Origin of the sequence: Bacteroides sp. (genome assembly GCF_030151085.1) — a bacterium.
Taxonomy (GTDB): domain Bacteria; phylum Bacteroidota; class Bacteroidia; order Bacteroidales; family Bacteroidaceae; genus Bacteroides.
Genome location: NZ_JASLER010000013.1, coordinates 24,615 through 51,286, shown reverse-complemented (window position 1 = coordinate 51,286; position 26,672 = coordinate 24,615). Strand labels below are relative to the sequence as shown.

Here is a 26,672-nt window from a genome sequence, read left to right as displayed (position 1 = left end):
TAAAGAATTTAACTAACTTTGTAACCGCCGTAACTGTTACGGATGTAACTAAAATAATGAGCTTATGAGATTTTATGATCGTATCAATGAATTAGCTGAGCTACAGCGTATTCAAAAGTTGTCTTTTAATGATTATTCCCGTCTGACGGTGGTAACGGGTAGAAGACGTATCGGTAAAACAAGTCTGATAATGAAGGCAGTCGAAGGCATGCCTACGGTGTATCTATTTGTAGGGCGCAAGAATGAAGCAACACTTTGCTCCGAGTTTATTCCTGCAATACGACTGTCGCTCAATTGTTATTTTCCCGAAGAAATCAAAACATTCCGTTCACTTTTTCAATATTTGATGGAGCTGGCAACCAATACGTCGTTCAATCTTGTGATTGATGAATTTCAGGAATTCTATAATATCAATGAATCCGTGTATAGCGATATGCAAAATATTTGGGATCAATATCGCAAGAAATCCCGGATGAATCTGATAGTGTCCGGCTCCATTTACTCACTGATGCAGAAGATATTTCAGAATTCAAAAGAACCTTTGTTTGGCAGGGCAGATAATATCATTAAACTTTCCGCTTTCGATTTATCCACGTTAAAGGAAATTATGCACGATTATCATCCCCAATATATCAATGATGATTTGTTGGCACTTTATACTTTCACAGGGGGAGTACCCAAGTATGTGGAATTGTTCTGCGACAACGGTACATTGAGTGTAGATGAAATGATCTCTTTTATGGTCAGAGAAAACTCTCCGTTTACCGATGAAGGTAAAAATATGCTGATAGAAGAGTTTGGCAAGAATTATGGAACTTACTTTTCTATATTAAGCTGCATTTCCGGTGGAATTAATACTCAATCAGAAATAGAAGTTGCACTGGGCGAGAAGAGTATAGGAGGACAGATAAAAAGATTGATTGAAGATTACAATATTATCGCCCGTCAGCGCCCTATTCTAGCTAAAGAAGGAACTCAAACCATCCGCTATGAAATAACGGACCACTTTATACGTTTTTGGTTTAACTATTTCGACCGTTACCGTTCATTGATTGAGATTAAGAATTTCATTGGATTGCAGTCTATTGTTAAAGCGGACTATCCTACTTATTCGGGCAGGCTGCTGGAAGCTTATTTCAAGCAACAGTTTGCAGAAAGCTATTGTTACCGGGTTATCGGTTCATGGTGGGAATCCAAGAACAATCAAAATGAGATTGATATAGTCGCCTTGAAGCTTGAAAAGAATCGTGCAGTAGTGGCTGAAGTAAAACGACAAAAGAAGAACTTCAAGCCTGAATTACTGGCAGCAAAAGTAGAACACTTAAAAAAGAAACTATTACATAGATACCAAATAGAAACAATCTGCCTGTCACTGGAAGACATGTAGGCTTAATCATAATATCATAAAGCGTATAACTATCATCATCGCAGCAATGAAGCCGGTCCAATGACAACTACTCGGTACCAGTTCTAGCAAAGAAGAATAAAGTTCTGATCGAAAACGAATTTATAGCAAAACTATAAATTCGTTTTTTTTGTAGTTTATCTGAATTTGAGATACACGAGTGTTAATATGAATTATATTGAAAATGAGCAATTTAACAATGTGTAGTTCCACGAGAACTTGGTAATTGTAAGAAATAAAGAGATAAATATATAAAGTTATAAACCTTTTAATAAAGAAAAACGCCTATGATGAGAAACTAGTTTTAAAAGAGATAGTTGCAGCTATTTCAGTTCAATTACCCCTTACCCTGATTTTAAAGAACCCTTTTAAATAAACAACAAATCATCAATTATTTATGAATGAAGAACGCAAAAAACGAGGATTAGCAAATAGCAAACTCCTCACAGCAGTAGCTATTAGCACACTGCTTTTAAGTAGCGGTAATGTGATGGCTAACCCAACTACTTCAGATAATTCTTTGGGAGTAACCGAGCAACTGCAAGCACAGACAATTAGTGGTCTGGTAGTAGATGCAAACGGCGAGCCTGTTATTGGCGCCAGCGTAGTAGAAAAAGGTACTACCAACGGCGGAATTACTGATATAGACGGTAAATTTACATTGAACGTAAAACCCGGTGCAACACTGAAAATATCATTTGTAGGCTACCAGTCTCAAGAAGTAAAAGCGCAACGTACACTGCGCATCGTTCTGAAAGAAGACACAGAAATGCTGGATGAAGTTGTAGTAGTAGGCTACGGTACGCAGAAAAAGGCAAACTTGACGGGCGCAGTTACTACTGTGGATTTGAATAAAACCATGGCTGGTCGTCCACAACAAGACGTTGCAAAAGCACTGCAAGGCGCAGTTCCAGGCTTGAGCATCTTGTCAACAAGTGGTGCCATCGATGAAACAGCTTCCATGCGCATCCGTGGCTTAGGTACTTTAAGTAACAAAGAAGTCAGCAATCCATTGATTGTAGTAGACGGTGTACCGATGGATGACATTTCTTTTCTTAACACGCAGGACATCGAAAGTGTCTCAGTATTGAAGGACGCATCCGCTTCTTCTATCTATGGTACTCGTGCAGCCTTCGGTGTGATTCTAATTAACACCAAGAGTGCAAAAGCAACCGAAAAGGTTACTATCAACTACAACAATAACTTCGCATGGGATCAGTCCACCTACCTGCCTAATTATCCCGATGTACCGACGCAGTTGAGGATGGGTATCGAAGCCAGTATGAACGGCGGTGCCGGTATGCCTGAATTGTTTGGTATGTATTTCGACAAGTTGTTGCCTTATGCCGAGAAGTGGCAACAACAAAATGGTGGTAAGACAGGTTATCGCCCTATGAATCTTTACCAAAGTGACAGCAACGTTGGTGATTACATCATGATAGATGGTTCTCCTTACTATTATGCCGACTGGGATGTACAAGACATCTACTTTAACAAGGCAGCTCCTTCTATGAGTCACAACGTATCCATCCAAGGAACATCCGGAAAGACCAATTACTACCTTTCTTTCGGCTACAACGAAAAGCAAGGACAGATGAAAGTTCATCCTGACGAACTGAAAAAGTATAATGCCTCAGTGAATGTCACAACAGATGTTTACGATTGGTTACAGATAGGTGCCCGCTTCAACTACAGCCGCAAAAACTACAAACGTCCCGATACATGGGCTAGCACGTACCAGTACCTATGGCGTTGGGGCTCCTACTTCATTCCGTCAGGTACAATCGATGGTTACGATACACGCGTGATGTCAATGCAGAAACAAGCTGCCGATCGTGAAGTAACAACAGATTTGACCCGCATGAACACATTTTTGAAAGCTGAAATAATTAAAGGATTGACCCTCAATGCAGACTTTACATACTCTATTGAGAATATGAACAGCGGTTCGCAGGACAACGCTGTTTATGGCATCAACTGGAGCGGAAAGCCCGTACCCTCTTACATCGTCACCAAAGGTAATAGTGGCATTTGGAGAGACTTCTCCAAACAAAATACATGGACAGCCAACGCATATGCAAACTACGCCAAGACATTTGCCAAAAAACACAATCTGAACGTAATGGTAGGTGTCAACGCAGAAGAAGAGGAATACAAATACTTGTATGGCACACGCAATGTGATGTATGACCAAGATGGATATCCCGAACTAAATTTGGCCGGAAAGGATGGGCAGGATTTGAAATGGAATCACACTTCACGTGCTTCTGCCGGCTACTTCGGTCGTATTAATTATGACTACAAGGGCATCTATCTGGTGGAACTGAACGGACGTTACGACGGTTCTTCCCGCTTTCCACATACTGACCAGTGGGCTTTCTTCCCCTCTGCATCTATTGGCTACCGTTTCTCTGAAGAAGTTTACTTCGCCTCATTGAAACACATTGTCAGCAATGGTAAGCTACGTGCTTCTTTTGGAGAAATCGGTAACGAAGCTGTAGGCGACTACATGTTCGAACAGTTAATCAGCCAGCGCTTAAACAACAAAAGTACCGGTTATATTTATTGGGCTGAAAACAATAATGCCAACTCCAGTCTCCTGACCATGTATAATATGCCGGATTTAGTATCAAGCAGCCTGACTTGGGAGCGCATCCGCACCCTCAACATCGGTCTTGACCTGGGTTTCCTGAATGACGAACTGACCGTTGGCTTCGATTGGTTCCAGCGCGAGAACCGCGACATGTTGGCACCGGCGCAAATATTACCAAACACACTGGGTGCTACTGCACCATACCAGAACGCCGGTAATCTACGGACACGCGGATGGGAATTGAACCTGAACTGGCGTCACACTTTTGGCGAATTCGACGTGTATGCCAACTTCAACATCGGCGACTCCAAGACAAAAGTATCGAAGTGGAACAACGATTCCAAACTACTCAGTTCTTATTATACCGGCAAGACCTACGGCGACATTTTCGGTTTTGAAACAGACCGTTACTTCGAGGAAAAAGACTTCACCGGTCAAAATACAAATGGTTCATGGAATTATGCAAAAGGTGTTGCAGACCAATCCGGTCTAGAATCGGGTAACTTCCATTACGGCCCGGGCGACATCAAATTCAAAGATTTGGACGGCAATGGTAAGATTGACGGCGGAAAAGGTACGGCAGACGATCACGGTGACTTGAAAGTCATCGGAAACTCCATGCCACGCTACGAATATAGTTTCCACTTGGGTGGAGCGTGGAAGGGCATCGATCTCGACCTCTTCTTCCAAGGTGTAGGCAAGCGTGAGGATTGGACGACTTCTTCTTTGAATCTTCCTGCCATGGTACACGCCGACGTAGCTATCTACTCTCACCAGACAAGTTACAATAAAGTGATCTGGAATTCAGACTATACTGCCATAACCGGCTACGAAGTAAACCAAAGTAACCGTTATCCACGTCTTTTCCGTGGTACAAATAATGGTGCAGGTACTGTATCGGGTATAGCTAACGGAAGTAACAACTATTATCCTCAATCTCGCTATTTGACAGACATGTCTTATCTTCGCTTAAAGAACGTAACTTTGGGTTATACCCTTCCGAAGGATTGGACACGCAAAGCTTTCATCGAGAAAGCCCGTATCTACTTCAGCGGCAGCAACCTCTTCCTGCTCCACAAGGGAAACAACCTTCCGGTTGACCCAGAAATCAGTACAGGAGACGGACTTACAGCCGGTGGATGGGGACGTATCGCTCCTATTACACGCACGTTCTCATTCGGTGTTCAGGTAACATTATAATAACCTCAAAAATTTAAGAACAATGAAGAAATTATTTATATATGGGGCTACGGTACTGGCAATATTAACCAGTTGCAACGATTTCCTTGATAAGTCCCCCTTGGATACCTTCACAAATACTCCGGCATACTGGAGTAACACTGACAACTTGGACAATCAGTGCAATACTTTCTATAACAACTATAACGGTTATGGTAACGGCTCCAGTGCGGGATGGTTCTACTTCAAGACCTTGACCGATGATCAAGTGGATGCAGAAAGTCATACTTGGACTAATGTCAATACGGTAGCATCTTCCACAAACTGGTCAGACCCTTTCACAGAAATCCGTCGTGCCAACTATATCATTGCCGGTGTGCAATCCTCTTCCCTTGATGAAGCAACAAAAGCTCATTACGAAGGTATTGTCCGTATGAACCGTGCATGGGAATACTATCAGTTGGTGCGTATGTACGGTGATGTACAGTGGATTGACAAGGTTATCGACCCATCTGACAGCGAAGTCCTTTACGGACCACGTACCGACCGAGATGTGGTAATGGACAATGTGTTGGCTGACCTCGACTATGCGTGCAAGTACATCACTGCAAACAGCAACCGCCAGCGTTTCAGTAACGATATGGCGTATGCTATGAAGTCAGACATCACGCTATATGAAGGTACATACTGCAAATATCGTACTCAAGCCGAGAACGGCAAAGCCGCTGATGAAGCCCGCGCCAGCAAATACCTACAAGAGTGTGTATCGGCTTCCGAGCATCTTATGGCACAAGGTTACTCTTTGAGCAACAGCTATAAAGCCAACTACAACTCCGTCAACTTGGGAAGCAATCCGGAAATGATTTTCTACAAGCCTTACGCACAAAACTCGTTGATGCACTCCACTATAGACTATACGGTCAACACAAGTGGTACGCATGGTTTATCAAAAGATGCATTCGACAGTTTCCTTTTCACTGACGGCAAACCGCTAGCAACGACCTCAAAGGAGAAGAATGATGCAGCCGTATTAGATGCAGATGGAAACTACTCGATAAAAGAACTTTTGACTGTACGCGACAAGCGCCTGACTGCTATCCTTGATCCTGTACTCTCTTTCAGAGGTCATGCTTACAGTCGTGCCGGTGTAGCCGCCTTTACCACATCAACGGGTTATGGAATCGCCAAGTTCGACAATCCCAATGAATTGAGCGTGGATGATCGAAACAACATAGGTAAACAATACACCGATTGTCCGCTCTATTGGATTTCAGTCATTTATCTAAACTTTGCAGAAGCTAAAGCAGAGTTGGGTTCCTTGACACAAACCGACCTCGACAACTCCATAAACAAGCTACAAGCTCGTGCCGGTTTGCCGGACATGACCACCACTCCGGATGCCGACCCCGCCAACAATATGAAAGTAGGCAATTTGATTTGGGAAATACGTCGTTGCCGCCGCTGTGAACTGATTATGGATAATTGGTACCGATATTGGGATTTAATCCGCTGGCATCAGCTAGATAAATTAGATTCTACAAAGTACCCGAACATCATGTTGGGTGCCAACGTGAGCAATGTACCAAATTGTGAAGAAACCGTCAAAAATGGATACATCGATGCTTCCGACGCCCAAATACGTACTTACGAATCAAGACAATATTTCTACCCGATCCCGACCACACAGTTAACTCTTAACCCAAGTATGAAGCAAAACCCGGGTTGGTAACGGATACTAAATTCTAGATAATAGAAGCATTTTTTCTAAGATTTGATTAAGCGCTCATCCACTTTATGTTCATTACATAAAAAAGGTGAGCGCTTATGTTTATAAGTGTCGGATATAAAAACGAATATGTTATGAAAAAAATTGCTATCCTATTTAAGCTGATGTTTGTACTATCAGTACCAATGATTGTTTCCTGTGAAGATAATGACTCTATTGATAATCCTCAATTTTCCGAAGTTCCTAATATCAAAACAGATCTTTATATAATATCTTCATTAGGATTTGATACTGCCGGGATTGTAATGACCGACTCCTGTTATGTTATTGAAGGGGATATTGCTATTAGGAAAAGTGTAATTCAGGAGTATCTCAATAATGATTTAAAAGTAGCTACTACACGAAAAGCCTATATCTCCCTCCTTGTAAATAACACCTATGTTGGGAATATTAAATTTAAAATAGACGCTTCGCTATATAACACTTCTAATTGGAAGGACGCTATTTTACAAGCCGCCTCTGAATATAATAATATAGGCAGTAGTATTCATTTTGTAGAAGTCTCCTCCAATTACGATGTTCTAATTAAAGAAGATACCAGTCTAGCCCCATCTACGCTAGGACAAGGCACGTGGCCTTCTAATGGAAGAGCCGGCAATTTAGTCAAAATAAACACAAATTACAACTACCTCTCGCTTTCACAAAAAATCTTTCTCTTGGTACATGAGTTGGGACATAATCTAGGGCTAAGACATACTAATTGGAGTGGATTATCAGAATCAACAGGCATCGGTGTTCCTGGAACCCCTAATTCTGGGACCAATCCTGATCCTTCTTCAGTAATGAATGGTAATGTCGGAGGAAACAGCTGGACTGGTTTCTCTAATTATGATACTGTAGCTATCAGGGTTCTTTATAATGCGTGCTATATTTTTGGTCCTGATGACATCTGTGATACTTCAGAACAAACATTCACCTTAATAAATGTTCCTCCTGGTGCCAGTGTTACTTGGAGTCATACCGGATACAACCATGAGTCTTATTTATCACCAAGTTCATTTACAGGTAATCCTTACATTGTCAGGAATATATCGGATACAGACAAACTGATTGTACTATCAGCAACAGTAACTCTCCCTGACGGTTATAGTTATAATACGACAAACCGTAATATTTATTTGTATAATCATTACAATCCGGGACCCTATTTTGAGACTTTGGATAATACAGACTTCTCTTTGAGAAACTATGAAGATTCAAAAGCTCATGATTTTCAATGGGAAGTTTCCGATGGAGTGGTTTATATGCAGGGGCGGAGCTATACATTAATTGATTTTGCAAGTGGTGTGGGAGCTTATACGGTCAAATGCCACTATACAAATGGATGTGGAGAGAGAATTACAATAGTAAAATTCATAACATTATAAGCTTCTACATGCGAATTTACCAATGTCGAGAATCTCATTGTTTGACAAACTAAAGACACTTCATAACTCACAACAAGATTGCTTTCTGAGCAAATAAGTATGAATTTATTACACAAAAAACCGGCAAGCGAACCGGACATTTCTTTTATTTGGATTTAAAAGAAAGATAACGCCCACCCGTTTGTATCAAAATAGATGGGCGTTATTATGTACTACTAAATTATGAATTATCATCCAAAGACCGCTTGTATGAAAGCCCTCAGATTTTATACTCAAACAGAATTGAATTGCAAAAGCCTGATCTATTTCTTTCGTTCAGGGTTATGAATGAAAGAAACGAGTGCATAATCTTTACATATAAGTCCATAAATATATCTCCCGGCAAAGAGTTCTTATCTCACTCACTGAATGAACCGGATTCAGTCAGGGACTGAAAGGCTTTCACTCAAGGACTGAATGCCTTTCAGTCCCTGAGTCATTACCTCCCCTCTCAGAAGGTATTCTAGAAGGGGTAAAAGAAAGTATGAGTAACTGGAATGACAATGGTAAATAAAATACACTTCCTATGAACACTCTTTGTGCATATCTCACAGGGGTATGAGCAAAATGGAAATTCAGTTTATTTCTGTATCTAAGAAAACAATGTGATAATGTATTTAATCAAACTCTCTTTCTTATGAACCATCCCTCGTCAGAGTCCCCTCTGACAAGGGTACTTCTCCGACACCGAGGAAGGAAGGGTTCGGCACCGAGGAACCCCTTGCTCGACACCGGGGAACAAGCCCTTCCTCGGTGTCCGAAAAACAAGGATAAGCATGCCTGTTTAGAATGTAACCTATTCATATTTTAAGTTCAACGAGAAGAATACTATATAAAGAACATTATATTCCTAAATATATTCAAATATATGTTCTTGATATTAAAAACAAAATCTATCTTTGTTGCTACTAATTCCTTCTTAATCATAATATCATGAAATGTATATCAATCATCTTCGCAGCGATGGTCTTAAGCATCGCACACACAGCTTCGGCACAAAATAACCAACAGAGCATTACTGATAGCGCATACACAGTAATAGCCAACCCCGGAGAGTCCGCAACCCATTGCGTCCGCATAAACTGGCATACAGACCTGAACAGCAGAAAGAGTTACTGCATTTATACAAAGCGTAGTGACATCAACTGGAAGCAAGCTCGAAAAATAAAAGCAAAGCAGGAACTTTGCACGGCTTACGATAGTCTTTTCTCTAAAAAAGCTTCCGGTGAGGACTTTTATGAAAACGTGCGCTTCTTGCGTAATACAGTCGAATTGAAAAACCTTGAGCCGGGTACAGAATATATGTATAAGTGTGGTACCGGCAATACAGGAAAAGTCCGCTACTTTAAAACAGCTCCATCCTCAGGAGAGTGGAGTGCTGCTATCATTTCTGATTTTCATGCATACACTCCTCTCCCAAAGCGTGTTGAATCGGCTATGGAAATGCTAAGGACACTTGAAAAACGTAACAACGATGATTTCGATCTCATTTTGCATGTGGGCGATATCTGCGCTTGGGGCGGCAGTTATTCTTTCTGGCGGGATTTGTATGGCCAATCCTTTTTTTTAAAATACATGTGGGCAGGTGTAAACGGCAACCATGACAATATGGACCGCAAATCAACCCGACTTTCCAACGACTACTTTCACTACGCCAACAACAATCCCGAGAATGGTTATAAAGGCGAAAAGGGAGTTTGTTACTACTTTAAATACAGTAACGCATTGTTTATAATGCTCAACAACGAGAGTATGCGTAGTGAAGAGGGACTTGCCGCCGCACAAGCCTGGGTAAAGAAAACAATAAAGTCCAATCCCAGCAAGTTTATCATCGTCATGGAACACTATCAATGGTTTTTCGCAACCGATGGCCGGACATCACAATACGAACGCTGGAACCACCTGTTCGATGAATATGGCGTCGATTTAGCCATCAGCGGAAACAACCACATTTATGCACGTACCAATGCACTTTATAAAGGAGCCGAGACTGACGGAAGCAAAGGAACCGTTTATATACAGACACCCTCATCGGACAACGAACGCGGACAAGAGCTCAAAGAATGGACGGACAACAAGGATTTGATAAAATTCCGGTGGTCTGAGGGAGCCCGGACAGTGGGCGCCTTGTTATTGAAAGCTAACGACAACCAGTTACAGCTTACATTATACGACCGCCATGGAAATGCGCTGGATAATGTTAAACTTTAAATATGGATCAAGGAGGACTACCAATAACATGAAAAGAATCTTATTATTAATCCTTATAGGATGTTTTTCTTTTATCAGCCAGGCGCAGGAAGCCGCTGGATTATCTGGTTTTGTAGTCAGCCCCTATTTTGAAGAACAAATCATGAATTTTGTTTATACGCCGGGAGTCAAGATTCAAATCAATGCCCCTTCGAGGGCTGACTTCGATAAGGATAAACCGACGAAGCTTGTATTATATGCATTGCCAAACGGCAATAGCACTGACTGGACCATCGGAAAATTGCCTGCAAAAGGAGATGACTGGCACTACCACATTCAGCATATCGGAGCACAAACACGATACATCAGAAAGGTAGACCAGTCATGCAATTGGGTGACAGTCTATTTGGAAGCCAACACCAAAAGTTGGGGCAGTTGGAGGAAAGCCGAACCGGAGCGGGATCGGAAAATAAAAGAAGTAGTGGAATACCTGCTTGAGTTGTTTTCGGACTACAATCCCCATATAGAATTAAACAGTCACAGTGGAGGAGGAAATTTCATCTTCGGCTTTATGGATGCTAGTTCCGAAATACCAACCTATGTAAAAAAAATATCTTTTATTGATAGTAATTACAACTGGGATGATATACGATACGGAGAAAAGTTAAAAAAGTGGTTAGCAACTTCTGCCGAAAACAAGCTATTTGTAGCTTGTTATGATGATGCCAATGCCTTATATAACGGAAAGCCATTTGTCTCGAAGAAAGGAGGAACCTGGCATCGCACTTTTTTAATGAGAAAATACTTGAAAAAAAATCTGAAACCGCTTAAATGGAACAGAACGAAAAACGACAGCATCATCTATTATACAGCGGACAATCGGCGAATTCAGTTCTATTCCAGGAAAAACCCGGAACGTAAAATATATCACACGGTACTGGTAGAGCGGAATGGATATATACAATCAGTGCTTTCGGGAACAAAATATGAAGGTGACGGTTACCGGTTCATGGGAGAAAAAGTTTATGACGCTTATCGGCAGGATTCAGTAGTAGTACCTTCTGTGTTCCAGTTTCCTCCTCGAAAAAAAGGAGCTGCCACCGGTAGCCAGTTTGTTCATCAAGTAATGGATATGAGCGCAGAAGAACGTGACTCTGCTATTTACAAGGAAATTACAGATGGAAATCTACCGAATTCATTCAGGCAGCCTACTTATTTGACAGATAGTTTGCAAGACGCTGAAGGAATATGGCACAAGGTTACTTTATGTGTACTACCAGATTTCCTGGCAATCGGCACTGATACGGATTTCCTTCGTATCCCTATGCTACCAAGAACTGCTCAAAAATTAGCGGAGTTGTACGGAGCAATTTTACCTACCCGGAAGATGTCCGACTTTATCCATTACCATAGCCGGATTAAACTCACCCCTCACCCCATGACTCCAGACTCTACAATGACTACCATACCGATATTTGCCTGTCACGATTCTATCATAGAATCCGCACGACAAGCCTCCGGAAAACCTTTGTACACTCTGATATCCGGACACAAAAAGGATATTGTGATAACCAACCGAATTACTAATGAACCGGGTAGATTATTCATTTATGGTTGGCATTATCAAGATGGCAAGCCCATACAGCCATTAAGTGCGGCTCATGGCATCGGATATGTAGACTATAGTCATGGAGTACGACTGATTCGTGACGAAGTGTTGGTAGATGGAAAACAACATTCGCTAAAAGCTTTGTTGCAAGACCCTATACTATATAGATTATTCAGCGATGAAGCCGGTCCAATGACAACTACCCGGTATCAGCCCTGAAACAGATGCCTCTCTTTATATGTCAAAAGAACGCGCATTTGATAATTTGCAAATTAAAATTGATAATACTAAATTTTCCCAAATAAGTGTTTTTGATATTAAAAATAAAGCTTATCTTTGTTGCAGTTAATATTCTCCTTAACAATACTATTATGAAGAAACTGCTACTTTTGACATTAATTCTATGTAGTTCCTTATTTTGTCGGGCTCAAGAAGAACGAGTAATTTTAGGTGATGAACAGACTTCCGAGTATTTTCCTATCCTGAAAGGTAAACGAATTGCTATTTTTTCGAATCATACAGGAATGATCGGAAAAAAACATCTACTAGACATCCTGCTGGAAAATAAATTTAATGTAGTGGCTATCTTTTCGCCGGAACATGGTTTCCGAGGTGATGCCGATGCAGGCGAACATGTATCCAGTTCGGTAGATAAAAAAACAGGAGTTCCTATCCTCTCCCTTTACGATGGAAAATTAGGCAAACCCAGCGACACTTCCATGCGTAAATTCGATATCCTGATTGTAGATATACAAGACGTAGGTTTAAGATTCTACACCTACTATGCTTCCATGTGCAGGTTAATGGATGCTTGTGCCGAATATAACCGCAAAGTCCTGATTTTAGACCGCCCCAATCCAAACGGACATTACGTAGATGGTCCGATTCTGGATATGAAATTCAAATCCGGAGTAGGCTGGTTGCCCATTCCCATTGTACATGGCATGACTTTAGGTGAACTAGCACTGATGGTTAACGGTGAACGTTGGTTACCGGCTTCCCGCATATGCGACCTGACCGTTATACCTTGCAAAAACTATACACACCAAACGATGTACAGATTGCCCATTCCTCCATCTCCCAACTTGCCGAATATGACATCCATCTATCTGTATCCTTCGACTTGCTACTTTGAAGCAACTCCGGTCAGTTTAGGTAGAGGAACTTCGCTCCCATTCCAGGTATATGGCCATCCTAACATGACAGGATACAAGTATAGTTTCACGCCACGCAGCATTTCCGGAGCCAAAAATCCACCCCAGCTTAACAAACTCTGTCATGGTGTAAACCTCAGCACGATGAGTGATGAGGAGATATGGAAACGGGGAATCGATTTGAGCTACGTAATTGACGCATATAAAAATCTGAATATGGGTGATCACTTCTTCCGTTCATTCTTCGAACTGCTGGTAGGAACAGACTATGTACGTAAAATGATAGAAGAAGGTAAAAGTGCCGATGAGATCAAAGCAATGTGGAAAGATGACGTAGAAAAGTTCAAGGTACAACGCAAACCTTATCTTCTCTACCAAGAATAATTATTTCCTCTTCCCCTGCAATTTTTAATTATTAATTCTCAATTCCTAATTTAGAAGAACATGACTACAGCTTTGATCGTACTTGCGACTATCGCATTCTACTTTGCACTTCTTTTTGTAATCTCCTGGATTACGGGGCACAAGGCAGACAATGCCGGTTTCTTCACCGGGAACCGTAAATCACCGTGGTACATGGTAACCATAGCTATGATTGGTGCCAGTATATCAGGTGTGACATTCATCTCTGTGCCGGGTGCTGTGCTTGCAGGAGGATACTCTTACATGCAAATGGTTCTTGGATTTTTTGTAGGTGCTGTTGTCGTTGCGCTTGTACTTATACCGATGTTCTATAAGATGAACCTTGTTAGTATCTATGGCTATTTGGAGAATCGTTTCGGACTTTCTTCTTACCGCTCAGGTGCATGGTTCTTCTTCGTTTCTAAAATGCTGGGAGCATCAGTACGGTTCTTTGTAGTATGTGTAGTATTGCAAACACTGGTTTTCAATCCATTGCATATACCATTCTCACTCAATGTCGTATTAACGGTTGCACTGATTTGGTTATACTCTTTCCAAGGAGGTGTAAAATCATTGATTTGGACGGATTCATTAAAGACATTCTGCCTTATTTTATCAGTGGTTTGCTGTATCATATTTATTGCGAACAGCCTCAACTTGAGTTTCTTCGAATTACCGGCAGCTGTAGCCAGTCATCCTACCAGCCGAGTATTCTTCTTCGATGATCCTAATAATGGGCACTATTTCTGGAAGCAGTTCATTGCAGGTATATTTATGATTGTAGCTGCTACCGGACTGGACCAAGACTTGATGCAACGTACGCTGAGTTGTAAGAACTTCCGCGATTCACAAAAGAACATGATACTCAGTTCTTTTATACAAATCTTTGTAATCGGTCTATTCCTTGTATTAGGAACATTACTTTATATGTATGCTGATACTCATCTGGCAAATGAAGGAAAAATAGCAGGTGATGCGCTCTTTGGAAAAATAGCCTGGAGTGACGGCTTCCCCTTGTTTATCGGCATCATATTTATCATTGGACTGATAGCCGCTGCATATTCTGCTGCCGGTTCTGCCCTCACTGCCCTTACTACCTCATTTACCATTGACATACTGAAAGCCAATGAAAAGCAAAAGGATGAAGACCTGACCCTGACACGTAAACTCGTTCATTTCGTAATGTCACTACTAATGGTTATCGTCATTATTATTTTCTACGAAATGAACGACGATAGCGCAATCAATGCTGTTTATAGCCTCGCCGCCTATACCTACGGTCCTATCTTAGGTATGTTCATTTTTGGTATGGCTTGCAAGCAACCTGTGTATGACCGCTGGGTACCTATCGTTGCAGTAATGTCCCCCATTATCTGCTACATTCTACAAAGCAATAGCGAAAAATGGTTCAATGGTTACCAGATTAGCTTTGAACTACTTATTATTAATGCACTAATTACCGCATTCGGACTTTGCCTATTGATTAGAAAAAAGAATAAAGAACAATTAACTTAATGCATCATCATGAATGTAAGACGTCTTTTTTTACTTTGTTTGCTCGCCACCTCCCTTCTCCCCCAAATGGGAGGTGCGCAAGAGCTTCCGACGGAAACCCGCCAGGAAATCGGGAGATTTTTGGATGCCACCGCACGAAAGGAAATTTCTGTAGGACGTATAAAGATTGACTCTGTAGCTGTAGAAGGGAACACATTGCAGTTGTTTGCCAATATGAACTGTGCATATATTCCTTTTCGGGAAGATAATGTTGCTGATATTTACAAGGGTGTAAGTTCTTTACTCCCTACCGAATTTGCCAAATACAACCTGCAAATCCGTACAAACGATCACTCCATTGAAGAACTGATTCCCCAAGCTTTACGCAGCAAAAAAGACAAGAAAGTCAAAACATTCAACCCTATTACAACAAAGCCTTTAGTGACGGAAATTTCTGCACCCTATGCCCCCACAAACGGGTTACAGAACCGTCATATAGCTTTGTGGCAGAGCCATGGCTATTATTATGAACCGAAACTTACGCGTTGGGAATGGCAACGTGCACGTATCTTCCAAACAGTAGAAGATTTGTATACTCAAAGTTATGTATTACCATTCCTTGTTCCGATGTTGGAAAATGCAGGCGCATACGTATTGCTACCCCGTGAGCGCGACAGCCAGACAGAAGAAATTATTGTAGATAATGACGGTTGCCTCAACAATCATTCCATCTATACAGAAAAGATTGCCGACAAGGTATGGATGCAAGGTAACGGTAATGGCTTTGCGCACTTGCGTAACCAATATGTCGATTTTGAAAATCCGTTCAATGAGGGAACGTTCCGCACTATCGAAACAATCAAGAAAGGAAAAGAAAGTACTGCCGAATGGATTCCTGAAATTCCGCAAGCCGGTCAATATGCAGTGTATGTCTCCTACCAAACACTTCCAAACAGTGCAGACGATGCGCTTTATACAATTCACCACAAAGGTGGAGTAACCCGGTTCAAAGTGAACCAGCAAATGGGTGGTGGTACTTGGATTTATCTTGGAACTTTCGGATTCAATGCAGGAAAGAATGATGAATGTAAAGTAACTCTAAGCAATCTTTCAGCTAAAGCCGGTCAAGTTGTTACTGCCGACGCCGTAAAGATTGGCGGTGGTATGGGAAACATTGCCCGATCCATATCCAGTGAAGGTGCAACGGAGAATCTGAAAAGCTCTGACACCCAGAACCTGACAGGCGAAGGCAGCGCAGCCCATTCTCAACTTTCAACTTTCAACTTTCAACTACCGGAGGTAAGTGGTTATCCCCGCTTCTGCGAGGGTGCACGTTATTGGTTGCAATGGGCTGGCATGCCAGACAGCGTATATTCCGATAGCCACGGTAAGAACGACTATACAGATGATTATAAAAGTCGTGGTATTTGGGTAAATTACCTCGCCGGCGGTTCATCAGTCAATCCTACTGAAAAAGGGTTGAATATCCCGGTGAATATGGCTTTTGCTTTCCACTCCGATGCAGGTACCACATTGAATGATTCGATTATCGGAACACTCGGTATCTATTATACAGATGCATATAATAAAGTTTTCTCCAATGGAGCATCACGTTATTTATCTCACGACTTGACGGATTTGATCCAATCTAATATCGTACGGGATATCCGCACACAATATGAGCCGAGCTGGACCCGTCGTGGCATGTGGAACCAATCTTATTATGAAGCCCGTGTACCTCGCGTGCCAACCATGTTATTGGAACTGCTTTCCCACCAGAATTTTGCAGATATGCGCTATGGATTGGACCCGCGTTTCCGCTTCACCGTAAGCCGTGCCATCTATAAAGGCATGCTGCAATTCCTTTGTTCACAATACAACATGGAATACGTTGTTCAACCACTTCCTGTAGATCACATGGCATTACGCTTGATTAATGAAAATGAAGTGGAACTGACTTGGCAACCGGTAGCCGATCCTTTGGAGCCTACCGCCACCGCAGAAAAATACATTGTATATACTCGCATTGATGACGGAGATTTCGATAATGGGGTATTAGTAGATAAGAATAGCTACCGTGCCATTCTTCCGTCAGGTGTTGTATGCAGTTACAAAGTAGTAGCAGTCAACAAGGGCGGTAAAAGTTTCCCTTCTGAAATGTTATCAGCCGGACGTGCTTTCAATACAAAGGGTACAGTATTAGTGATAAATGGTTTCAACCGCATCAGTGCACCGGCAGATTTTGTTGCAGCCGCGCCTGCTGATACTTTACTTGCAGGTTTCCTGGATGATTTAGACCACGGTGTGCCCTATGTCAAAGATATCAGCTATATCGGCAAGATGAAAGAATACCGCCGTTCCATCCCCTGGATGGATGATGACGCCTCGGGTTTCGGAGACAGTTATAGCAATTACGAAACACAGGTTATTGCAGGAAATACATTTGATTATCCTGCCGTACATGGTTCCGCTATCTTAAAAGCCGGTTACTCTTTCGTATCCTGTAGTGATGAAGTTGTAGAGAAAGGACAGGCTATTTTAAATGACTATAAGTACATCGACCTTATCTTAGGTAAAGAATGCCAAACCAAGATGGGTAGAGGTGGAGTCAAGTCGTTAGAGTTCAAAACCTTTACCCAACCTATGCAAGATGCCATTGCCGCTTATTGCAATCAAGGCGGAAATATCTTTGTATCAGGTGCATTCGTGGGAACAGATTTGTGGGATAACCGTCTTGCCAAAGCTGAAACAGCCGAGCAAAAGGCAATAGCCGACACCGACAAGAAATTCGCCACAGACATACTGAAGTATAAATGGCGTGTAGGTCAAGCTGCCATTATGGGTAAAGTGAAGTGTGTAGCTTCTCCATTCGCTACCCTTACCGGTAATTACTCCTACTACAACGAATTAAATCCTAACTCATACGTAGTAGAAGCACCGGATGCGATTGAACCGGCAACCAAAGATGCATATACCATTATGCGTTATTCCGAGAATAATCTAAGTGCCGGCGTAGCATATAAAGGTGCATACAAGACTTGTGTATTAGGTTTTCCCTTCGAGTCCATCCGCACTGATTCTGAAAGAGACGCTTTAATGAAAGCTGTATTAACGTTCTTCAACGAGAATAAGTAACATCTATAAAACCAATCATCATCTATGAATCGAAGACTGTTAATAATCATCCTGATTGCTTGTCTGCTTCCCCTCGGGGTGCAGGCACAGCATGGGAAATTCCGTTTTGCCCAATTGACGGATATCCATTTCAGCCCGAACAATCCGAATCCTACAGAGGATTTATTGCGTTCGGTAGCACAAATTAATGCAACCGACAGCATTGATTTTGTTCTGGTTACGGGAGACCTTACGGAAGAAGGCGACCGTGCCACTATGGAAAGAGTTAAGTCATGCCTTGACTTACTGAAAACGAAGTATTATGTAGTCCTTGGAAACCATGAAACGAAGTGGAGTGACTCAGGATGTACCGCATTCGGAGAAATCTTCGGCAGTGAACGCTTCGAATTCGAACATAAAGGTTTCTTGTTCCTCGGGTTTAATTCCGGTCCGCTGATGCGTATGGCTTACGGGCATGTAGTTCCTCAAGACATCCGCTGGATGACGGAAGAAATGGAAAAAGCCGGGAAAGACAAGCCGGTGATACTGGTTACCCACTACCCCCTAATGGATGGCGATGTAGACAACTGGTACGATGTAACAGACGCTATTCGCCCCTATAACATTCGCCTGATGATTGGCGGGCATTATCATAGTAACCGTGATTTGCGTTATGACGGTATCCCCGGTATTCTGATGCGCAGTAATCTGCGAGATAAAGATGACAAGCCAGGATATGGCATTTATGAAGTAACCAACGATTCTATCTTAGTTTATACCCAACGTATCGGGGAACCGAAAAAACAATGGGCGGCTTTCTCTTTGACTCAGCCTTATTATGATCGTAATGGTAAAGCGGAAAAATACCCGGACTTTACTGTAAACAAAACCTATCCGCAAGTAAAAGAACAGTGGATTGTTCAAACCGGTGCCGGTATATATTGCTCGCCTGCCATAGAAAAAGACAAAGTATTTGTCGGCGACGATATGGGACACTTGACAGCCTATACATTGAAGAACGGCAAAAAGTTATGGAGCTTTGAATCCGGCAAACGCATTGTAGGAACGCCGGCTGTAAGTGAAGGTATTGTTGTATTCGGCTCTGCCGACCGCCACATCTATGGACTGAACGCAAAGGACGGAAATCTCCTGTGGAAAGTAGAAGCTACCGAACCGGTATTGGGAGCTGTAGCCATTGAAAATGGTATCGCTTATATCGGTGCAAGTGACCATACATTCCGTGCGATAGATATACATACGGGAAAAGTCATTTGGGCTTACACAGGTGTAAAAGGCTATATCGAGACTAAGCCATTGATTACCGAAGATAAAGTAATCTTCGGAGCATGGGATAATACACTGTACGCGCTGAACAAAGCAGACGGAAAAGAACTGTGGAAATGGACCGGCGGACTGACCCGTATGCACTTCTCTCCCGCTGCCGTATGGCCGGTAGCCGCCAATGGGAAAGTATTCATTACAGATCCGCAACGTGCCATGACCGCCATCGACCTAAAGACAGGTGATACCGTTTGGCGCACCTTCCAGTCTATGGTACGTGAAACAATCGGTTTGTCCGAAGACCACGAACGTGTTTACAGTAAAACGATGAACGATAGCATTGTCTGCTATTCCACTCAAGGTGACACCCCGAAAGAGTTGTGGGCAGCCAATGTAGGTTTTGGTTACGAGCATGCTCCTTCCATGCAAGCAGAAAAAGACGGTGTAATGTTTGGCAGTACCAAAGAAGGACTTATCTTCGCACTGGAAGCCAAGACCGGCAAGGTACTGTGGAAACACAAAATAGGAAATTCCCTTATCAGCACGGTAGTTCCACTAAATGGACGGGAGGTCCTTTTCACGGCGACAAGTGGAGAGGTGGGACTTTTAAGAATTAAGAATTGAAAATATAAGAAATAATACATATATGAAAAAGATCAGTTGCTTTCTTCCTTATGCAGGAAAAGACCAGGTAGAAAAGACAGTAAAAGGACTTCAATCTACAGAACTCGTAGAAGAGATCCGTTTAATAACCACCAGTGGTTCATTGAAATCGGAGTTTCCGGATTGCGAAGTGCTGTTTGTAGACATGCCTAACAGTAGCGCGACTATGCACGCGATTGCAACAGTAGCCAAAAGTGATTATATATTGCTTTATACCAAAGAGACAACCCTTGAAATGGGCATGTTCGCTTTGGAACGCATGATACATATTCTTGAAGATTCCAAGGCAGGTATGGTGTATGCCGACCATTATCAAATAGCAGATGGCAAGCAAACCAATGCACCGGTGATCGATTATCAATTCGGTTCATTGAGAGATGATTTCAATTTCGGTTCCGTACTCCTGTTTGACGCCAAGAAGTTTAAAGAAGCTGCCGGAAGGATGAAATCGGATTACGACTTCGCCGGTCTGTATGACTTGCGTCTGAAATTGAGCCAGAAAGCAGACTTGGTACACATCAACGAATATCTGTACAGCGAAGTAGAAAATGACACTCGCAAGAGTGGTGAGAAGATCTTCGACTACGTTGACCCGAAGAATCGTAATCGTCAGATTGAGATGGAACAGGCATGTACCGAACATTTGAAAGAGATAGGTGGCTACCTGGCACCTGAGTTCAAGAAGATTGAATTCTCAGCGGGCAACTTTGAGTATGAAGCCTCTGTCATCATTCCGGTACGCAACCGTATCCGCACGATTCGTGACGCCATCCAATCCGTATTGAACCAGAAGACGGACTTCAAATACAATCTTATCATCATCGACAACCATTCTACAGATGGCACCACCGAGGCTATCGACGAATTCAAGAACGACGAAAGAGTCATCCATATTATCCCCGAACGCAATGACCTGGGTATCGGTGGTTGCTGGAACATGGGTGTGCACCATCCTAAGTGCGGTAAGTTTGCCGTGCAACTGGATAGCGACGACGTATATGCCCATGACCAAACACTGGCTATCATGGTTCGCGCCTTCTACGAACAGAACTGCGCCATGGTGGTAGGTACTTATATGATGACTAATTTCCAAATGGAAGAGATCGCTCCGGGCATCATCGACCATAAAGAATGGACTCCGGAGAACGGACGCAACAATGCGCTTCGTATCAATGGTCTGGGTGCTCCCCGTGCCTTCTACACACCGGTATTGCGTGAAGTGAAAGTGCCCAACACTAGCTATGGCGAAGACTATGCACTGGGATTGAACTTCTCACGCCAGTATCAGATAGGACGAGTTTATGAGGTAATATATCTCTGCCGCCGTTGGGACGATAATTCTGACGCTTCACTGGATATTGTGAAAATGAATGGTCACAACTTGTACAAAGACCGCATCCGTACCTGGGAACTCCAAGCACGGGTAGCGATGAACCAAAAGAAGTAACTCCAATCGTACATCGTAAATCGTTAAATCGTAAATAAATAGAATGAATCAAACGATAAACCATCTTCTGACCGAACAGCTGGCTTCCTGGGAAACGGCGCGCGACAACTATGCCGCTCTCTCGGGAGTAAAGGTGAAAGAATTGAATGTAAACGGCATCCCTTATAAAGTACAATTCAACCCTGCCCGCATTGTATCTTCCGGTGCCAAGGTAGATAGCAAGTCTATCCGGGAAAGGAAATGCTTCCTCTGCCCCGCCAACTTGCCGCCTGTACAGAAAGGGATTCCTTTTGACGGACATTACAATATTCTGGTCAATCCATTCCCCATCTTCCCTCGTCATCTGACGATACCGGAGATGGAACATGTAGACCAACGTATTGCCATTCGCTTCGGAGATATGCTGGACTTAGCACAAGCCTTATCGGACTATACCATCTTTTATAATGGTCCCAAATGTGGTGCTTCCGCTCCCGATCATGCACACTTCCAGGCAGGAAACAAAGGCTTTATGCCCATCGAGAAAGATTGGAGAAGCCAGGTAGCAGGAAAAATTGCCGATTATGGAAAGGCGGAGCTTTGGTATCTGAATGATGCCCCCCGTGCCACACTGGTCATTGAATCTGCCGATAAGAATGCTGCAAAGGAGTTGTTCGACATCATTTACCGCTCGATGACCGTGAAACCCGGTGAAGAAGAACCGATGATGAATGTGCTTGCGATGTATGAAACAGATAAATGGATTGTATTCGTCTTCCCTCGTGCCCAGCATCGCCCTGCCTGCTACACGGCCGAGGGTGAAGCCAATCTGCTGAGTAGTCCTGCTTCCGTCGATTTAGGTGGTGTGTTTATCACTCCGGTAGAAAAGGATTTCCTGAAGATTACTGCTGAAGACATCCAACGGATTCTTGGTGAAGTTTGCCTTTCGGAGACTGATTTCCACCAGTTGAGACAACATATAAAAGAACAGATTAAATAAAAACAGATAGTATGAAAGAGCCCAAAGTACATGTAGGCATCCTATTCGAACCTCAGATAGAGTTCGTCCTGCTGAATCCGTATCTCATGGATGGAACGGAAGTCAGCGGCAAGCAAGTAGTGACCTATGATGAAGGTAAAATTCTCTGGAACGGACGTCGGTATAATGAACTTCTGTTTGAACCTCTGCATGAAGCCACAGATGCTTTTGAGCTGTTAGATGTTACCATCGGCATCAATTTCCACTGGGAGCGCAAGGAAGACCAGCGCTTCTTGGGTGCCTTGAAAGTAATTGTTGAAAATGGCAAGCTCACCGGTATCAATGTTATCAATGTAGAAGACTATCTGACCAGCGTCATTTCTTCTGAGATGAGTGCAACCGCTTCTTTAGAACTTCTGAAAGCACATGCCGTTATTTCCCGTAGTTGGTTGTTAGCGCAAATTCAAAAGAATAAAGAAATCGAAGCAGCACAAACCGTTTATTCAGCTATGACGCAAACGGAAGAAGAACTCATCCGTTGGTACGACCGTGAAGACCATACCCGTTTCGACGTTTGTGCCGATGACCATTGCCAACGCTACCAAGGCATTACACGCGCTTCGACCGAGATCGTGAAACAAGCCATCGCCGCCACACGCGGACAGGTGCTGATGTCTGATGGAAAGATTTGCGATGCCCGTTTCTCCAAATGTTGCGGCGGCGCTTTCGAAGAATTCCAATATTGCTGGGAAGATGTGAAGTATCCTTACTTACAGAAGCAAAGAGACTGGAAAACGGAATATGGAAAGAGGAAATATAACAGTACTGTGCAACTGCTCTTGCCCGACCTCACCGTAGAGAGGAATGCAAACTGCTGGATTCGCATCGCACCAGAATCCTTCTGCGATACAAAAGATAAGAAGATACTTTCTCAAGTGCTCAACAATTACGATCAGGAGACTACGGACTTCTACCGTTGGAAAGTAACTTATACACAAGACGAGCTTTCAGCCCTCATTCTGAAACGTTCGGGTATCGACTATGGACAAATTATCGACCTTATCCCTATAGCCCGCGGTACCTCCGCACGCATTTGGAAATTGAAGATTGTCGGCACCAAGAAGACACTTACCATTGGAAAGGAATTGGAAATCCGTCGCACGCTTTCCACCTCACACCTTTATAGTTCCGCTTTCGTGGTAGACAAGGAAGATGTTTCGCCCGAAGGAATCCCCGGACGCTTCATCCTTACCGGAGCCGGTTGGGGACATGGCGTGGGATTATGCCAGATAGGCGCTGCAGTGATGGGCGAAGAAGGGTATAAATATGATGCGATTCTTCTGCATTACTACATCGGAGCGAGCATTGACAAGCTATACAACTAATTAACACGCCAATATCATGAACAACCTAAAAAACATATCGCCCTGGGCATGGGTACCGACTCTCTATTTTGCACAAGGTATTCCCTACTTTATCGTGAATAACATCTCAGTACTGATGTTCGCCAAGATGGGAGTTCCCAATGGTGAGATGGCGTTATTTACCAGTTTGCTGTATCTACCTTGGACTATCAAACCGTTTTGGAGTCCCTTCGTCGATATCATCAAGACCAAAAGATGGTGGATTCTCTCCATGCAGATACTGATGTCGATTGCATTCATCCTGCTTACACTGTCTATTCCGCATCCCGATGAAGCGACCATGGCAGCCGGACAAACACCTATCAGCCTATTCACAATAACGCTGCTGCTGTTTATCATCACAGCCTTTGCCTCGGCTACACACGATATTGCTGCTGACGGCTTCTATATGCTGGCGCTGAAGCAAAGCGACCAAGCGGCATTTGTCGGCATCCGAAGCACCTTCTACCGATTGGCATCCATTTTCGGGCAAGGAGTGCTCGTAGCAATTGCCGGTGCCATCGAACTGAAGTATGACAATATCCCGTTATCATGGACTATCACGATGCTGGTTACAGCCGTCATGTTTAGTGCAGTGACCTTCTATCACCTCTTTGCCATACCCCGGCCGGCTGCCGACAAGTCCACCCTGGCAACAGGCACAGCTAGTGCAAAGGCTATCTTCGTAGAGTTCGGACGCACATTTGCCACCTACTTCACCAAACCGGGAGCGATACTAGCCATTGTGTTCATGTTGCTTTACCGCTTGCCCGAAGCATTCCTTATCAAGATGTGTATGCCTTTCCTTGTGGCAAGCAAAGAATCAGGAGGTTTGGGACTTTCTACAGCGGAAGTAGGTATTGTATATGGTACTATCGGCGTGATATTCCTTACGGCAGGCGGTATTCTCGGAGGATTGTTCGCTTCGCGCATTGGATTGAAACGCTCTATCTGGTGGATGGCGGGATGTATGACGTTGCCTTGTCTGACATTCGTCTACTTGGCCATCGGTCAACCCGAGAACTTGTTTGCGATCTCAACAGCCATTGCCATCGAGCAATTCGGTTACGGATTCGGTTTCACTGCTTATATGCTCTACATGATGTACTTCTCTGAAGGAGAGTTCAAGACATCCCATTATGCCATCTGCACCGCATTCATGGCGCTGAGTATGATGATTCCGGGTATGTTCGCAGGATACATTCAGGAAGCGGTAGGCTATATCAACTTCTTCTGGTTGGTAATAGTGTGTTGCATTGCTACGGTGATCGTTACTATCTTTGCAGATAGGAAGATAGATCCGGAATATGGGAAAAAATAGTGATTAGTGATTTGTTATGAAGAAATATATAGTATTGGCGCTACTGGGCATGCTTTGTATGGGGATGCAGGCGCAAAAGATAAGAATAAAGACCGGTATCGAAGTCCTGAAAGAGCAGAATTTCAAGTGCCTGGAAGGTAAGCGGGTAGGATTGATTACAAACCCGACCGGGGTGGATAATAATATGCGGTCGACCATCGATATTCTGCACGAAGCGAAGAATGTGAACCTGGTCGCCCTTTACGGCCCCGAGCATGGTGTGCGTGGCGATGTACATGCCGGCGACCATGTTACGGACATCAAAGACGCCTCCACCGGACTGCCCGTCTATTCTCTTTACGGAAAGACACGCAAGGCTACGCCGGAGATGTTGAAGGACGTCGATGTATTGGTATATGATATTCAGGACATCGGTTGCCGTTCCTTTACCTACATCAGTACAATGGGGTTGGCAATGGAAGCTGCTGCCGAAAATGGCAAGGAGTTCATCGTTCTGGATCGCCCCAACCCTGTAGGCGGACTGAAGATAGAAGGCAACCTGACAGAAGATGATTGCGTTTCTTTTGTCAGCCAATTTAAAATTCCGTACCTTTACGCGCTCACTTGCGGTGAGTTAGCATTGATGTTGAACGGAGAAAAGATGTTGAAAGATGGAGAACAATGCAACTTACAAGTCGTAAAGATGAAAGGTTGGAAGCGCCGGATGGATTACACACAGACCGGACTGCAATGGGTTCCCTCCTCTCCCCACATTCCACATCCACATTCAGCATTCTTCTACCCCGTCAGTGGTATTCTTGGTGAACTGGGCTATATGTCTATCGGAGTAGGTTATACTATTCCGTTCCAGATGTTTGCCGCACCTTGGGTAGAGGCAGAAAAGCTTGCCAATAACCTCAACGGACTGGGAGTTCCGGGAGTGGTATTCAGACCGATGTATCTGAAACCCTTCTACAGCGTAGGTCAGGGAGAATTGTTGCAAGGCGTACAAGTACACATCATGGACTTTGGCAAAGCACCGCTGAGTGATATTCAGTTCCTGGTGATGCAGGAAGTAGCCGCACTCTATCCGGACCGTGCCGTCTTCGACCATGCAGACAAGGGACGCTTCTCGATGTTCGACAAAGTGAGTGGCTCGAAACAGATACGCGAACGCTTCTCGAAACGTAATCGTTGGGAAGATATACGCGACTATTGGTATAAGGATGCAGAAGACTTCAGAAGATTGTCGAAGAAGTACTATCTATATAGATAAGAATTAGGCAGA

At 43.3% G+C, this 26,672-nt stretch carries 15 protein-coding genes; all 15 read left to right on the top strand.

The genetic code is table 11. The features are described 5' to 3' along the window. The first annotated feature begins 64 nt into the window (after window positions 1–64). The 15 genes from Q1W14_RS02975 to Q1W14_RS02905 all read left to right on the top strand — a co-directional run bounded on the left by Q1W14_RS02975 (window position 65) and on the right by Q1W14_RS02905 (window position 26,660). Window positions 65–1,387, top strand: a complete 1,323-nt coding sequence (locus Q1W14_RS02975; protein WP_300699151.1) for an ATP-binding protein — start codon at window positions 65–67, stop codon at window positions 1,385–1,387. Window positions 1,388–1,802: 415 nt separating this feature from the next. Continuing rightward, the gene (locus tag Q1W14_RS02970) at window positions 1,803–5,198 is read left to right on the top strand and encodes a TonB-dependent receptor (protein ID WP_300699149.1); all 3,396 of its coding nucleotides are present in this window, start codon (window positions 1,803–1,805) and stop codon (window positions 5,196–5,198) included. Window positions 5,199–5,220: 22 nt separating this feature from the next. Then, the gene (locus tag Q1W14_RS02965) at window positions 5,221–6,906 is read left to right on the top strand and encodes a RagB/SusD family nutrient uptake outer membrane protein (RefSeq protein ID WP_300699147.1); all 1,686 of its coding nucleotides are present in this window, start codon (window positions 5,221–5,223) and stop codon (window positions 6,904–6,906) included. 131 nt (window positions 6,907–7,037) lie between these two features. Further along, entirely contained in the window at window positions 7,038–8,330 is a 1,293-nt protein-coding gene (locus Q1W14_RS02960) for a M57 family metalloprotease (protein WP_300699145.1), read from the top strand. Window positions 8,331–9,302: 972 nt separating this feature from the next. Beyond that, window positions 9,303–10,580 (top strand): metallophosphoesterase family protein, encoded by a 1,278-nt coding sequence (locus Q1W14_RS02955; protein WP_300699144.1) that lies wholly within the window; start codon window positions 9,303–9,305, stop codon window positions 10,578–10,580. A gap of 28 nt (window positions 10,581–10,608) precedes the next feature. Then, window positions 10,609–12,387 (top strand): hypothetical protein, encoded by a 1,779-nt coding sequence (locus tag Q1W14_RS02950; protein ID WP_300699142.1) that lies wholly within the window; start codon window positions 10,609–10,611, stop codon window positions 12,385–12,387. Between the two features lie 152 nt (window positions 12,388–12,539). Further along, window positions 12,540–13,706 (top strand): DUF1343 domain-containing protein, encoded by a 1,167-nt coding sequence (locus Q1W14_RS02945; RefSeq protein WP_300699140.1) that lies wholly within the window; start codon window positions 12,540–12,542, stop codon window positions 13,704–13,706. A gap of 60 nt (window positions 13,707–13,766) precedes the next feature. Continuing rightward, a complete protein-coding gene (locus Q1W14_RS02940; RefSeq protein WP_300699138.1) occupies window positions 13,767–15,239 on the top strand; it encodes a sodium:solute symporter in 1,473 nt (490 codons plus the stop codon). Between the two features lie 9 nt (window positions 15,240–15,248). Continuing rightward, window positions 15,249–18,353, top strand: coding sequence for a xanthan lyase (locus Q1W14_RS02935; protein WP_300699136.1), 3,105 nt, complete (start codon window positions 15,249–15,251; stop codon window positions 18,351–18,353). Window positions 18,354–18,377: 24 nt separating this feature from the next. Then, window positions 18,378–20,237: a PQQ-binding-like beta-propeller repeat protein gene (locus tag Q1W14_RS02930; RefSeq protein WP_300699134.1), complete on the top strand. Its 1,860-nt coding sequence runs from the start codon at window positions 18,378–18,380 to the stop codon at window positions 20,235–20,237. 22 nt (window positions 20,238–20,259) lie between these two features. Then, window positions 20,260–21,723, top strand: coding sequence for a glycosyltransferase family A protein (locus Q1W14_RS02925; RefSeq protein WP_300699132.1), 1,464 nt, complete (start codon window positions 20,260–20,262; stop codon window positions 21,721–21,723). Between the two features lie 43 nt (window positions 21,724–21,766). After that, a complete protein-coding gene (locus Q1W14_RS02920) occupies window positions 21,767–22,702 on the top strand; it encodes a DUF4922 domain-containing protein (protein ID WP_300699129.1) in 936 nt (311 codons plus the stop codon). Window positions 22,703–22,713: 11 nt separating this feature from the next. Next, on the top strand, window positions 22,714–24,066 hold the full coding sequence (locus Q1W14_RS02915) for a SpoIID/LytB domain-containing protein (protein ID WP_300699128.1): 1,353 nt from the start codon (window positions 22,714–22,716) through the stop codon (window positions 24,064–24,066). Window positions 24,067–24,082: 16 nt separating this feature from the next. Continuing rightward, complete coding sequence (locus tag Q1W14_RS02910) at window positions 24,083–25,405, top strand: MFS transporter (protein WP_300699126.1); 1,323 nt, start codon at window positions 24,083–24,085, stop codon at window positions 25,403–25,405. Between the two features lie 16 nt (window positions 25,406–25,421). Further along, window positions 25,422–26,660: a DUF1343 domain-containing protein gene (locus Q1W14_RS02905; RefSeq protein WP_300699124.1), complete on the top strand. Its 1,239-nt coding sequence runs from the start codon at window positions 25,422–25,424 to the stop codon at window positions 26,658–26,660. Window positions 26,661–26,672: the final 12 nt, after the last annotated feature.